This is a genomic window from Pseudomonas sp. TMW22080 (genome assembly GCF_022496745.1).
Classification (GTDB): Bacteria; Pseudomonadota; Gammaproteobacteria; order Pseudomonadales; family Pseudomonadaceae; genus Aquipseudomonas; species Aquipseudomonas bubulae.
Map to the genome: position 1 here is coordinate 187,072 of NZ_SCFF01000001.1, position 13,185 is coordinate 200,256.

A 13,185-nucleotide genomic window follows, 5' to 3' on the forward strand; every position below is an offset into this window, starting at 1 on the left:
GCCCGACACGAAGTCGGGCTCTTGGCCATTGGACACTGGAAAGTCAACGGTGCTTATGTTTGTGCTTGTGCTTACCCTTGCCGCCGGAGCTGTGTCTGTCGCCGTCGTCGCCAAGGTTATTGCCCACTGCACCACCTACTGCGCCACCCAGCCCGGCACCAATGGTAGAGCCGGTGGAACCGCCCAGTTGACCGCCGATAAGCGAGCCGCCAGCGCCACCGACGCCGCCACCGATGGCGGCTTCGGTTTTACTGCCTCTGGGTGCACCCACTGCACTACCGGCAGCGGCGCCCACACCTGCACCGATGGCCGCTCCTGAAGAGCCGCCCAGCTGTTGACCGACAATATTGCCCAGTGCGCCGCCAACACCGCCTCCGACCGCGGCAGATCCATCCCCGGCAGCCATTGCTCCCTGCGAAATCACGATGCCCAGCACCAGGGCGGGTAATGTAATACGCATGTCATTCACCTGAATCGAAAGTGATCAAGAGATGTATGCAGGAGAGTAAGAATCCTGCCTGTGCAGAATTTGACGGCTTACCAGGCATAAAGTTCGATAACGGCATAGCGTCCTCTATTTGCAGGAAGCTAAATAGATTTTCCGCAGCAAAAGGCTCATTGAGTGATGCCTGAATCAGGCAAGGGCAGCCGCGGCGATGCGGCCGATGCAGGCCCCGACAGCTGAAGGGACCTGCCAGAAGCGATCAGAATGCCAGGCCGACCTTCACGCCGAACTCGTCACGCTTGAGTTTGGTGTTGTCGGCAATTGGCGAATCTTCGTCGATTTTGTACTCCGTACGGGTGTAGTACACGCCTGCATTGATCGGCATATCACCGTTCTGGTTCATCAGCAGCGAAACTTCAGCGTAGGGGTTGGTGCGGTCTTTCATGTCGACGTTGCCGCTGCCGAAGCCGTCGACTTTCAGCCGTGCGCGACCATCCATAGCGTGACGGGCGCCTACTTCTACACGCAGGGTCGAGGTGTCGAACTGGTGGTTGTAACCCAGTGCGGCCTTGGCAAACGGCGATTTGAAGGTCAACGTTGTGTCCAGGTCGTTGATTTCAGGTTCGAAACGGGTCCAGCTGTAACCGCCACCGACGATAACGTCGACGAAGTTGCGGGCATCCAGCGCTGCGCGCCAGCCAAGGTCGAGGTCGGCCTGGGCTTCCTTGAGCTTGTTGTCGTTTTTCTTGCTGTATTTGGCTTCACCACCGATCTGGTAGATGAAACCGGATTCGGCGGTCATCTTGTTGCCAAAGTTGGCGAACACACCGGCCTGGCCCATATCCTCCTTGTCGGATTTGCTACCACCTTCGAATTTGAACTTGGTGTAGGAGCCCAGTAAACCGACGGTGAAGAGCGGGTCAGTGCTTGGGGCTGCCATCACTGCCAATGGTGCGCCGAACAGCGCCAGGGCACAGGTGTGACGCAGCAGTTTTGCGGTAAGCATTCGTGAATGTCTCCATGACGTAGATAAAAATGTTTACGGCTATTTAGATATAACGACTCTGATAAGTTCAGAGCGAATCGATAAGAAGCTAAAACCCGCTCCCAATCAAGTTTTGCTGCCCCATACCCACCGGGGTCTTTTTTGACCTTGAGCAGTTGTGGCTGCTCACCGCTATTGCAGGTTTGAGGGCTGCAAACCCGTGGCCATAGATCCCGGAGGAGCAAACACACTGAAAGAAATAACGCGCCTGTCGCCAATCAGGCGCGTGCTGCTTTAGTGCGTTACCAGCGTGTCCAGCGACTTGTCGACATACCCCTTGGCCAGCTCCACCAGGTGCAGGGTCGACAACACCAGGTCGCGCGCAGGGCCGCTCAAACCATTCCCCGCCTCATTCGCGCAGGCACCCGCACAGCGCAACAAGTCTGACGCCTGGGCCAGGGCCGCTTCTGAATTGACACTGGACGGGATGGCAAACAGGGCCGTGCCCGAAGCGCGAACGGGCCTATGGCCTTGCAGGTAGAAATTGAGCGCACGGTCGGTGGCGGCACGGTCCAGCAACGGGTCGTTACCGTCAGCAGCATCGAGGGGTAAAACGGGTGGGTCGGGGGTGATCTTTTTCATGGCTTAACTCCAAACACGTTAAGGAAGCTGCCACTTTTAGCTACTAAACGAATGGGTGGCAGCCGTGCACAGGTTAGTAGACCGGCGTGTTTGGGAACCGGTGTGCCCGAGGGCACCCTGCGCACGGCCACCATAAAACGCAGGCCGTAAAAAGCGCCTCACGGAGGTGGCGCCTTGCGCCAAACACTAAAACCGGGCTACTAAACCCGACCGCTGATTTTGCAGCGATGGGACGAGACTATTCCCCGATTTTAGGCGGCGCAAGCGAGCAAGATTTTCTAGGATGTTTCATTGGAATGAAAGCGAAACGTCGTACGAAACGGCTGATGTTAAAGGCGCAAAGCCTGCCACGATCCTGTCGCCGCTGCCGGCAACGAAGGCTGCGCTCCTCGGCAGCGGCGACAGTAGATTACGCAGCGCACTCTTGCTTCTAACAGGCTGGTCGACCGCCGCAACAGGCGAATCAGGCCACATCCACCAGCACAATCTCGCTGTCTTCAATCGCGGTGACCCGTAGCACGGTCTCATCGACAATGGCCACACCGTCCCGTGCGCTGGCCTGCAGGCCATTGACTTCAATCACCCCGGTGGCAGGCACCAGGTAGGCTCGCCGGCCGTTGTCCAGACGGTACTCGGCGGTTTCCCCGGCCTTCAGGTTCGCCGCTACCAGTCGCGCATCGGCACGAATGCGCAGGCTTTCAGGGTCGCCATCCTTGCCGCTGGCCAGGGTCACAAAACCCTCACGGCCGCCCTTGGGAAAAGGCTTGGCGCCCCACGCCGGAGCATCACCCTGCTGGTTGGGTACGATCCAGATCTGGAAGATCCGGGTCGGTGTGGACTCCAGGTTGTATTCGCTATGCGCAATCCCGGTACCGGCGCTCATCACCTGTACATCACCGGCTTCGGTACGACCCTTGTTGCCCAGATTGTCTTCGTGGCTGATAGCACCTTCGCGGACATAAGTGATGATTTCCATGTCGCGGTGCGGGTGTTTCGGGAAGCCGGTGCCGGGGGCGATCACGTCGTCATTCCAGACCCGCAGGTTGCCCCAGTTCATCCGCTGCGGGTCGTAGTATTCGGCAAACGAAAAGTGATGATGGGCGTCCAGCCAGCCGTGGTTTGCTCCGCCCAGCGTATTGAAAGGTCTGAGTTCAAGCATGATGCTTCTCCTGAGAAGGGTGCCAAGGGTTGACCGGTTGGCGATGAGGTGATTCTCCATCAGCAACATATCGATAAAAAGCTGAAAAAATGCGTTAAACCAATCGGTTTACTAGATGCATTAGCAAGCCAGTCAATCGCTATTTACCTTTAATACAGGCTCTAAACGGCTGATGCCCAAGCAATTAGCTAGAAATCGGCGCGCAATGGGGTGACCATAGCCCCTCCACCCGGACAGCCTCACACCCTGGAGTCAGCGTGCCGCAACACAATCCCGAACTGCCTGAAGACCTTGCCCCCATTACCCAATTGCCCTTGCTCAAGCGCCTTGCCGCGCGTGTGTTTGGCAGTGGCTTGAGCCGTTTGCGCGCGCAACATGCGCCGTCCTGGCTGCAGGGCCAGGCAGACGGGTTCCGCAGCGGGCACAGTGCCGGGGTGGATTACGGTTTCAAGGAGGGGCATGCCGAAGGGCTCGAAGAGGGTCGCCAGGTGCTGTTTATCAGCGATATGCGCCCGCAGGAGCTGCGTGCTCCCGGGATCGACGAGAATCTGTTCGATGACTGGCGCCTGCCGCTGGGCCCGGAACTGAAAAAGCTGATCAAGGCCGACGTGGCTGCCAACCTGCCCGAGCATGCCCAGCCCAGTGCCGCACAGTGGAAGATGATCTTCAGTGATACCCCGTCGACCTCGGTGGTTGCAGGCGCCGGAGCCGGCAAGTCGACCTCGCTGGTGTTGCGCATTCTGCTACTGACCCATTACCTGGGCTTTGAACTCGATTCGATGACCGTGGTGACCTTTACCCGGGAGTCGCGCAAGGACTTTATCAAGAAGCTGCAGGAAATCTTCGCCTTGTGGGGGCGCAATCTGTCGCTCAAGGAAGCCCGGGATGTGGTGCGTACCTTTCACTCGCGGATTTTGCCCATGGTGCGCAGCTTGCCCGGCTATAGCCAGTTACAGGCCTTCGAGACCCTGAATAGCCGCAGCCTGCTCAACGACGACGAGATCGACAGCAACCCGTTTGACCTGCGGATCAACGATGCCCAGCGTCAGCAACTGAATGCCTGTTATCACGGGCTATATAACCGCGATGAGCGCTTCCGTCAGACCCTCGCACCACTGCGACTGCATGCCTTGCAGCTCAAGGAGCTGGAGCGCGACCATCCTGATGTGCAAAAACGCATGGCGGTGACCGAATTGGCCGCCAGGCGCGACGAAGAACTCTGCGACACCCTGGAAGACCTCTGGTTTGCCGCCGGCGCCTGGCCGATCAAAGGCATTGAGCCCAACCGCGAAACCATCGAGATCAATGGCGCGCAGTTCCATTGCCACGGCTATATTGCCGAGCTGGATGCCTGGGTGGTACTGGGCTTCGATCCCCGTGAAAACCCGCAGATCTGCCGCCCCGGTGCCAAGCTCAGCGTGCGCGCCGAGTGGGCAGTCAAGCGCACCCTGTTTCAAGCTTTTTGCAGCAAGCCATTGATATGGCTGGAAAACTACGAATCTGCGAAGCGTGTAGTCAGTGCCCTCGCTGGGGATGCCAGCGCAGGCCCCGGCTTTGATTACAAGCTCAAAGGTGAGTTGGGCTCGGCGCCTTTGCTCGACAGTTTTGTCGCCGCCGCCAGTTTTATTGAAAACCTGGGGCTGGACGTGGCCGCCGCAGTGGGCGATATGCGCTTTGCCAAGGATGATCCGGACCGTTTCTTTTTTGAGGCCTTGAGCCTGTTCTGGCGGGCGCTGGAAGACCACCTGCTGGCACAGACCCCGCCGGTGATGACCTATAACCGCATGTTCTCCCTGTTTGGCGAGAACACCCCGCAGAACTTCAAGCTGCTCAGCCATGAGCAACTGCGGCCGTTGTCGCATTTGATGATTGATGAGTTTCAGGATGTCTCACCACAGATCGTGTCCTGGCTACGCGCCAGCTTGCGCGAGATCCGCAGCCGTGGCCCGGCCATGCATGTAGGCCGTGGAGCCCAGCGTTCATCGTTGTTGTGTGTGGGCGATGACTGGCAATCGATCTACGGCTGGCGGGGCAGTTCGCCCAAATACTTCATGGAGTTCAACAAGGAATTTCCGTCACCTGCCACCACCCGGGTGATGCTCAGTGACAACTTTCGCAGCCATCAACACATCATCGATGCCGCAGAACATATCGTGCGTGCCGCGCCGTCCATTGCCGGCAAGCGGGCCAAGGCCAGCGGTGAGCCCAAGGTGGCAGTCCCGGTCAATGTGCTGCATCGCGATGACCAGGGGTTGGCCGCGCAGTTGATCGAGCATTACAACGCCGGGGACAGTATCTTGATGTTGTTTCGAAAAAGCAGCGATAAGTTAATGATAGAAAAGGATATTCAGTCAGTAGTTAATGTTGATTCGAGGTTGGCGCCGGAAGATCGCAGGCTTAAGCAGCTGACCTATCACAGCTCCAAGGGCTTGCAGGCGGATGCTGTTTTCCTGCTGGGGGATTGTCAGCATCTGACAACCTCACCTTATAAGAACCAGGTTTACCGCATGGCCGGTCTGGGTAAGGAGGGTGACCCCGAGCCGTATGACAATGCCCAGAAAGATGAAATCCTGCGTCTGGCCTATGTCGGTATTACCCGGGCAGTGAAGCATTGTTACTGGTATGTGGAAAACCAGGATGCCCAGGGTCCGAATATCCCCAGGGCCTCGGACCGTGTGCCCCAGGGCAAGGCGTTCTTTCAGGACTTGCGACTCACTGACAATAATTGAAGGAATACCTTTTGATTGATCTCCTGTTTGCCAAAAACAACAGTCTGCGCGTATTCGCCTTGTCAGCCCTGGCCCTGTGGACGGCCGGATGCAGTACCGGGGAGTCCGAGCTGCACAAGCCCTCCGAGTTGCCACCTGCGCCCGAAATAGCCTCGGGTTTGCGTACCGATATGGCCCCGGTACACGCCACCCGGCATATGGCTGCTGCAGCCAACCCGCTGGCCACTGAGGCGGGGCAGCAAATACTGCGCAAGGGCGGCTCGGCAATCGATGCAGCAATCGCTATGCAAGCCGTACTTGCACTGGTTGAACCCCAGTCCAGTGGCCTGGGCGGCGGTGCGTTTATTCTGTACTGGGACGGCAAGCGGGTGCAGGCCTATGATGGCCGCGAAACTGCTCCGGCTGGTGCCACCCCGGGGATGTTCATGGGGGCAGAAGGTCAACCGATGCCTTTCTCCGAGGCCCAGATAGGCGGACGTTCAGTCGGCGTGCCCGGGGTGCTCAGGGCGCTGGAAATGGCCCATCAGCAGCATGGCAAACTGCCCTGGAGTGATCTGTTCCTACCGGCAATCAAACTGGCCAGCGAAGGTTTTCCTGTTTCCCAGCGCTTGCATACGCAAATCGCCGCCGACAGGTTTATCGCCGGCTCGGCGGAAATGGCCCGGTATTTCCTTACACCTCAAGGGCAAGCGTTGCCGGTTGGCACCTTGCTGAAAAACCCGGAACTTGCACGCACCTTGCAAACAATTGCCAGCCGTGGCGCCGATGGGTTTTACCAGGGGGCCGTCGCGCAGGCGATGGTCGACAACGTTCGATCCCACCCTCGTGCCGGGACCCTGTCCCTGGCGGATATCAGTGGTTACCAGGCCAGGGAGCGCACACCGGTGTGTGCGGACTACAAGCAGTGGCAAGTCTGCGGTATGCCACCACCGTCTTCGGGCGGTGTCGCGGTGTTGCAGACCCTGGGGATTCTTGAGGCCCTGCAAGATAAATCCCCGGCCCTCGATCTCGCCAGCATGCCCCCCGTACCGAGCAGCTCCGGTGCAGGTCTTGAGCCTTCGCCTTCAGCGGTACACCTGATCGCAGAAGCCGAGCGCCTGGCTTACGCTGACAGGGCACAGTACCTGGCGGACAGCGACTTCGTACCAGTCAATGTGAAAGGGCTGACGGATAAAGCCTATTTCAGGACGCGGGCCGCTCTGATCGGTGACAAGAGCATGGGCCGTGCCGAGGCCGGTGTTCCGGCAGGCATTAACCTTGCCCTGGCTCCTGATCGCTCGCCACTGCGCATTTCGACCTCCCACATATCCGCTGTCGATGACCAGGGCGGGGCGATCGCCATGACCACTTCGGTTGAGGCTGCGTTTGGTTCACACGTAATGACCCAGGGTTTTATCCTTAACAATCAGCTCACCGACTTCTCGTTTATTCCCGAAGAAAACGGCAAGCCGGTGGCCAACCGCATCGAGCCGGGCAAGCGCCCGCGCTCTTCAATGGCCCCGACCCTGGTGTTCGAACGCAAAAGTGGCGAATTGGTCGCAACTATTGGTTCACCGGGTGGCTCGCAAATCATCGAGTACGTCAACAAGTCGGTGGTTGGCCTGCTGGACTGGAAGCTGAACCCCCAGGACGCAATCAGCCTGCCCAACTTTGGCAGCCGCAATGTGGACACTGAGCTTGAGGCTGGCCGGTTCAGCCCGGCGCTGGTGCAACAGTTACAAGACCGCGGGCACAAGGTGGCGCTGATCGAAATGACCAGTGGCACGCAGATTATTGTGCGTGACAACAACGGCTGGGTTGGTGGTGCCGATCCGCGACGTGAAGGTACAGCATCAGGGGATTGATACGCAGTCAAAAGCCCCTTAGCCCAACCCTCTCCCGCACGGAGAGGGTACTGATCTGCCACAGAGCATCTACAGGCGCTGCAAAATCAGGCCTGTGCCTGCCATGCCAGCGGCGGCACAAAACTCTCGAGTTCGTCTTCTACGCATTGAATGAGGCGCCCCACTTGACCGGGGGTCATGACCGCCGAGCAGGGGATACCGGCGACGGTAATCACGGTTTCACCACTGGCACGGTCAAACAAGCGGGCGACCATGCTGCCTGGTGCGTCCATGGTTGCCTCGAAGCCCATCGGGTGGAAATGCCAGCGCATCAGTTGGCAGGCATTGGGGAAGGTGACTTTGTTGATGTTGTCCATGGGGTACATAGAGCAATTCCTTTAGCTCAAGATAAGGGGCGGTTGTTTCTGACCGCATAGGTTTTCAAGTATTTCGTGATCAAACCTACCACCCGGGAGAGTTGCTGCTAAGCCTTATTTTTCCCGCAACCCGGTTGTTTGCCCGTACTTTGATGTGAATCATGCACTTAGGTTATTTATCCGCAGCCAGTACCCATTGAAGCCCATGGGCAAACTCGGCACTCTGTGTTTTTTTACCTTCGAGCCCCCCATGCCAGCTCCAGACGACGGTCCCGAAAATACCCGCGCCACCGGCGAAACCGTGCTGCGTTACCACCTGTGCTGGAAGCATCGGGATCTGGACGGGGTAATGGCGTTGTATCACCCCGATGTGACCTACAACGACTTCTTCCAGAATCGGGTCATGGTGTTCAATGAACTGCGCGATTATGTGCAGTCGTCCATGCCCAGAGAACCGGATGAAGCCCTTGAGCACAGTGATCGCATCCGTCTGGATGGCAATACCGCGTTTATTCAATACCGCATGACTTTGCGCGGCAGCCAGGGTCTGGTGTCATTTCGCGCCAGTGAGGCGATTACCGTGCGCGACGGGCTCATCTGGCAAGTCAATGAGTACGCCTCGCTGGTGCATGAAGCGGCGGCCAGCCCGGCCCGGCAGGGCTCGTTGCGCCCGGCGGTGAGCCGTCTGGGGCTGTCGGCCCGTCAGCTGAGCTTTATGGCGCAAGACCTGCAAACCTACTTTGAACGCCAGCAACCCTTTCTTGACCCTGAACTCGACCTGCAGCAGGTAGCCAGGGCCTGCGGTTATACGCGCAATCAAATGTCGTATCTGCTTAATCAGGTGCTCGGACAAAGCTTTTACCGCTATGTGAATCAGGCGCGCCTGCGCCATGTTCTGGCGGCGATGGACGTAGCTGCTACTCCGGTCAAGGTTGATGAAATGGCCTTTGCAGCAGGCTTCAACTCGATTTCGGCGTTTTACAGCTGTTTTCGCCAGCACACCGGGCAATCGCCCAAAGCCTATGCCAAACAAATTTCTTTGCGGGCACGCACGCAAGACGCGCCCTGATGCCTGCGACTAGGATCGAGCCATTCCTGGATCGGTGTGGAGTCGGCAATGCCAGCATGGTGCTCAATCAGTTTGTGGATGGACCAGCTTGGGGAGGAACTCGCACCCCGACCGTCCCTTGAGCACGATCTGGATGTCGATGTCGCTATCATCGGCGCCGGATATACCGGGCTGTGGACCGCGTACTACCTCAAGCGCCATGCGCCTGAACTGAGCATTGCCATCGTCGAGGCACAAACAGCGGGCTTTGGTGCCTCCGGACGCAACGGCGGCTGGCTGATGGGCAACCTGCTGGGCGAAGACCGCTTGCTTGCAGGGTTGCCTGGGGAACAACGCCGGGAATCCTTCGGCTTGTTGCACGGTATTCCTGATGAAGTGAAGAATGTTATCGATCGTGAGGGTATCGACTGCGATTACCGTAAAGGGGGCGCCTTGTATTGCGCGGCGCGCTACCCGGAGCAGGAGACCAGCTTGCGCAGTTATCTGGCCAGCCTGCATGCCGAAGGCCTGAACGAATCCGACTACCGCTGGCTCACCCCGACCGAACTGGCGCAACAGATCCGCATCAACCGGCCTTATGGCGGGATTTTCACACCGCACATCGCCACCCTTCACCCGGCCAAACTGGTGCGTGGTTTGGCCCGCGCCGTTGAGCGCATGGGTGTACAGATCTACGAACAAAGCCCGGTATCCGGGTGGCAGGCAGGGTTCCTACGCACGGCCAGGGCGCAGGTGCGCAGCCGCTGGGTGGTGCCTGCCGTGGAAGGTTATGCCAACACCCTGGCGCCTTTGGGCCGCTATCAACTGCCGGTACAGAGTCTGATCGTGGCAACAGAGCCATTGCCTCAAGCCACGTGGGACGAGATTGGCCTGTGCAAGGGCCAGGCCTTCAGTGAGAGCAGCCGTCAGGTCACTTACGGCCAGCGCACGGCCGACAACCGCCTGGTATTTGGTGCCCGGGGCGGATATCAGTTTGGCGGGCGCCTGCGTGAGAGCTTTGACCTCAGCCGCGATGAAATCGAACTGCGTCGCTATTTGTTCAGCGAACTGTTCCCGCAACTGAAAAACGTTGAAATCAGCCATGCATGGGGTGGCAACCTGGGGATGTCGCGACGTTTTCAGCCGCACATGCTGTGTGATCGGCAGCAGGGCATTGCCCTGGCCGGCGGCTACGGTGGCGAGGGCGTGGGGGCCAGCCATCTGGGCGGGCGCACCCTGGCCGACCTGATCCTGCAGCGCGACACCCTCGAAGTCCGCCAGCCCTGGGTCTTGACCGAAGGCGGGTTGGGTGCGCTGAAGAGCTGGGAGCCAGAGCCGTGCCGCTGGCTGGGCTACAACGCAATCATTCGCAGCTTTGTGTACGAAGACAAAACCCTGGCCAACGCCAACAGCCCGCCTTGGCGTCGGCAATTTGCCCGCCGCCTGGCCGGGGTGATGGAAGGCTTTATGAAGTAATCCGACATTTGCGTTCAACAGGAAGCACGCCATGAGCATTACCCAGTTCAAAAACACCGCCCAGGTGACGTTGCAGGAGTCTTTCCCCGTGGCCGCGCCCCTCGGCACACCGGTGGCGGTGACCTCGGTGACCTGCGTGGAGCGTAACGACGGCGTCGAAACCGGTATCTGGGAATGCACCCCGGGCCGATGGCGCCGGCAGATCATGGAGCAGGAGTTCTGCCACTTCATTCAAGGCCGCTGCACCTTTACTCCGGACAACGGTGAAACCCTGACCATAGAAGCGGGCGATGCACTGATGTTGCCTGCCAACAGCACCGGTATCTGGGATATCCAGGAAACCGTGCGCAAGACCTATGTATTGATCCTTTGATCGCCGAAACCTGCCTATAAAAACAGCTGCCCAAAACATGCAAGGAATCGAATCATGATCCGTATAAGCCTGTTGCCCCTGATGCTGGCCACTACCTTGTGTCAGGCCGGTGAAACCGTAAAAGTCTATAACTGGTCGGATTACATTGCCCCTGACACGATGAAGAACTTTCAGCGCGATACCGGCATTGCTTTCAGCTATGACCTGTTTGACAGCAACGAAACGCTGGACGGCAAGTTGATGACGGGCTCATCCGGTTATGACGTGGTGTTTCCGTCCAACCACTTTATGGCGCGGCAGATCCAGGGCAAGGCGCTGAAGAAGCTCGACAAGAGCCAGTTGCCAAACTGGAAGAATCTCAACCCGGTGCTGCTCAAGGCACTGCAGGTCAATGATCCGGGCAACGAACATGGTTTTCCTTACCTGTGGGGCAGCACCGGCATTGGCTATAACATCGCCAAAGTAAAAGCCGTGCTGGGGGATGACGCGCCGGTGGATTCCTGGGATCTGATCTTCAAGCCCGAGAATATGGAGAAACTCAAATCCTGCGGCGTGGCGATTCTGGATAATGGCCCGGAGATCTTGCCAGCGGCACTCAACTACCTGGGGTTGCCCCATCACAGCAAAAACCCGGCTGACTACAAGAAAGCTGAAGAGATGCTGCTCAAGGTCCGACCTTATATCAGCTACTTTCACTCATCGAAGTACACCAGCGACCTGGCCAACGGCAATATTTGCGTGGCCGTAGGCTTCTCTGGCGATATCTTGCAGGCCGAAACCCGCGCTAAAGAGGCCGGAAATGGCGTCGAAATCGGTTATTCGATTCCCAGGGAAGGTGCCGCCATCTGGTTTGACATGGTTGCCATGCCCGCCGATGCACCTGACGAAAAAGCTGCTTACAGCTTTATGAACTACCTGCTGCGCCCGGATGTAATGGCCGGGATCACCAACTACGTGCACTACGCCAATGGCAACGAGCAGGCCGATGCCTTGGTCAGCCCTGAAATCAAGGCTGACACCAAGGTCTATCCAACCCCCGCCATGATGGACAAGCTGTTTGCCCTGGAGGCCATGCCGCTGAATATTGACCGGGTACGCACGCGTATCTGGACCAATATCAAAAGCGGCAAGTAACTAGCGCAATGCTTGCGGGTTGACCAGATTGGCCGGGCGTTCACCGGCCAATGCCGCCAGCAGGTTTTCGACCGCGCAACGGGCCATGGCCTCGCGGGTTTCGAAGGTGGCCGAACCGATATGTGGCGTGGCCACCACGTTATCCAGCTTCAGCAAGGGCGAGGTCAGTTCCAGCGGTTCGCGCTCGAACACATCCAGCCCGGCAGCGCGGATCTGACCTTGTTGCAGGGCGTTGATCAGCGCCGCTTCGTCCACCACTTTGCCTCGGGAGATATTGATAAAAATGCTCTCGCGGCGCATCAGGGCAAATTGCTCGGCGCCGATCAAACCCTCGGTTTGTGCGGTCAGGGGCAAGGTCAGGCAGATAAAGTCGGCTTCTTGCAGCAGCTCGTCGAGGCTGCGGTACTGCGCATTGAAACGCGCCTCTACTGCGGGTTTGGGCGAGTTGCTGTGGTAAATCACCGGCATGCCGAAGCCAAAATGGCCGCGCTGGGCCAGGGCTTCGCCGATACGGCCCATGCCGATAATACCCAGGGTCTTGCCGTGAACGTCGGTGCCGAAATGCTCGGGGCCGACGTTTTTCTGCCATTGACCGTTGCGCACCATGTTGGCCAGTTCAACCACCCGCCGGGCGCTGGCCAGGACCAGGGCAAAGCCGGTGTCTGCAGTGGTTTCGGTGAGCACGTCAGGGGTGTTGGTGAGCTGGATCTTGCGCTCGGTCATATAGTCGATGTCGTAGTTGTCGACACCCACCGACACACTGGCGACTGCTTCAAGGTTCGGTGCCAGGTCCAGCAGTTGCGCATCCAGCTTCAGGCTTGCGCCCAGAATGCCTTGCGCCCGGGGCAGGGCGGCACGCAGTTGGTCCATGCCTGCGGCGTCAAGCTTCTTGATCAGCGTGACATCGGCCTGGGCTTGCAGGCGCTGCATCAGTTCCGGGGACAGTTCTTTGTAGAGCACTACATTCTTTTTCAAGGGATTCACCGACATTGAA

General features: G+C 58.5%; 12 protein-coding genes. 6 read left to right on the forward strand and 6 right to left on the reverse strand.

Annotated elements, in window-relative coordinates:
* Nucleotides 1-43: 43 nt before the first annotated feature.
* From EQV96_RS00890 to EQV96_RS00905, 4 genes are all read right to left on the reverse strand, one after another.
* Nucleotides 44-460: a hypothetical protein gene (locus EQV96_RS00890; RefSeq protein ID WP_095000139.1), complete on the reverse strand. Its 417-nt coding sequence runs from the start codon at nt 458-460 to the stop codon at nt 44-46.
* 244 nt (nt 461-704) lie between these two features.
* The gene (locus EQV96_RS00895) at nt 705-1,451 is read right to left on the reverse strand and encodes an outer membrane beta-barrel protein (protein ID WP_095000140.1); all 747 of its coding nucleotides are present in this window, start codon (nt 1,449-1,451) and stop codon (nt 705-707) included.
* Nucleotides 1,452-1,724: 273 nt separating this feature from the next.
* The gene (locus EQV96_RS00900; protein ID WP_095023364.1) at nt 1,725-2,072 is read right to left on the reverse strand and encodes a DUF3077 domain-containing protein; all 348 of its coding nucleotides are present in this window, start codon (nt 2,070-2,072) and stop codon (nt 1,725-1,727) included.
* 463 nt (nt 2,073-2,535) lie between these two features.
* Nucleotides 2,536-3,231, reverse strand: coding sequence for a pirin family protein (locus EQV96_RS00905; RefSeq protein ID WP_240881059.1), 696 nt, complete (start codon nt 3,229-3,231; stop codon nt 2,536-2,538).
* A 257-nt stretch (nt 3,232-3,488) separates the two neighbouring features.
* On the opposite strand from EQV96_RS00905, the gene EQV96_RS00910 reads away from it, so the two are divergent.
* Nucleotides 3,489-5,960, forward strand: coding sequence for a UvrD-helicase domain-containing protein (locus tag EQV96_RS00910; RefSeq protein WP_240881060.1), 2,472 nt, complete (start codon nt 3,489-3,491; stop codon nt 5,958-5,960).
* Nucleotides 5,961-6,028: 68 nt separating this feature from the next.
* On the forward strand, nt 6,029-7,804 hold the full coding sequence (gene ggt / locus EQV96_RS00915) for a gamma-glutamyltransferase (protein ID WP_240881574.1): 1,776 nt from the start codon (nt 6,029-6,031) through the stop codon (nt 7,802-7,804).
* A gap of 86 nt (nt 7,805-7,890) precedes the next feature.
* Here ggt and EQV96_RS00920 read toward each other — a convergent pair whose 3' ends face one another.
* On the reverse strand, nt 7,891-8,169 hold the full coding sequence (locus EQV96_RS00920) for a DUF1652 domain-containing protein (RefSeq protein WP_176464278.1): 279 nt from the start codon (nt 8,167-8,169) through the stop codon (nt 7,891-7,893).
* 241 nt (nt 8,170-8,410) lie between these two features.
* On the opposite strand from EQV96_RS00920, the gene EQV96_RS00925 reads away from it, so the two are divergent.
* Genes EQV96_RS00925 through EQV96_RS00940 form a run of 4 tightly spaced genes read left to right on the forward strand, consistent with a single transcriptional unit; the run spans nt 8,411 to nt 12,191 of the window.
* On the forward strand, nt 8,411-9,229 hold the full coding sequence (locus EQV96_RS00925; protein WP_150628316.1) for a helix-turn-helix domain-containing protein: 819 nt from the start codon (nt 8,411-8,413) through the stop codon (nt 9,227-9,229).
* A 48-nt stretch (nt 9,230-9,277) separates the two neighbouring features.
* Entirely contained in the window at nt 9,278-10,684 is a 1,407-nt protein-coding gene (locus tag EQV96_RS00930; RefSeq protein ID WP_240881061.1) for an FAD-dependent oxidoreductase, read from the forward strand.
* 31 nt (nt 10,685-10,715) lie between these two features.
* Complete coding sequence (locus tag EQV96_RS00935) at nt 10,716-11,057, forward strand: cupin domain-containing protein (protein WP_095000145.1); 342 nt, start codon at nt 10,716-10,718, stop codon at nt 11,055-11,057.
* Nucleotides 11,058-11,111: 54 nt separating this feature from the next.
* Nucleotides 11,112-12,191: a polyamine ABC transporter substrate-binding protein gene (locus EQV96_RS00940; protein ID WP_240881062.1), complete on the forward strand. Its 1,080-nt coding sequence runs from the start codon at nt 11,112-11,114 to the stop codon at nt 12,189-12,191.
* Here EQV96_RS00940 and EQV96_RS00945 read toward each other — a convergent pair whose 3' ends face one another.
* Nucleotides 12,192-13,166 (reverse strand): D-glycerate dehydrogenase, encoded by a 975-nt coding sequence (locus EQV96_RS00945; RefSeq protein ID WP_095000620.1) that lies wholly within the window; start codon nt 13,164-13,166, stop codon nt 12,192-12,194. It abuts the gene before it with no gap.
* Nucleotides 13,167-13,185: the final 19 nt, after the last annotated feature.

Bases quoted from the DNA above. Each gene is read 5' to 3' on its own strand.
- EQV96_RS00890 (WP_095000139.1), bottom strand. From the start codon at position 460: ATGCGTATTACATTACCCGCCCTGGTGCTGGGCATCGTGATTTCGCAG.
- EQV96_RS00895 (WP_095000140.1), bottom strand. From the start codon at position 1,451: ATGCTTACCGCAAAACTGCTGCGTCACACCTGTGCCCTGGCGCTGTTC.
- EQV96_RS00900 (WP_095023364.1), bottom strand. From the start codon at position 2,072: ATGAAAAAGATCACCCCCGACCCACCCGTTTTACCCCTCGATGCTGCT.
- EQV96_RS00905 (WP_240881059.1), bottom strand. From the start codon at position 3,231: ATGCTTGAACTCAGACCTTTCAATACGCTGGGCGGAGCAAACCACGGC.
- EQV96_RS00920 (WP_176464278.1), bottom strand. From the start codon at position 8,169: ATGTACCCCATGGACAACATCAACAAAGTCACCTTCCCCAATGCCTGC.
- EQV96_RS00925 (WP_150628316.1), top strand. From the start codon at position 8,411: ATGCCAGCTCCAGACGACGGTCCCGAAAATACCCGCGCCACCGGCGAA.
- EQV96_RS00930 (WP_240881061.1), top strand. From the start codon at position 9,278: ATGCCAGCATGGTGCTCAATCAGTTTGTGGATGGACCAGCTTGGGGAG.
- EQV96_RS00935 (WP_095000145.1), top strand. From the start codon at position 10,716: ATGAGCATTACCCAGTTCAAAAACACCGCCCAGGTGACGTTGCAGGAG.
- EQV96_RS00940 (WP_240881062.1), top strand. From the start codon at position 11,112: ATGATCCGTATAAGCCTGTTGCCCCTGATGCTGGCCACTACCTTGTGT.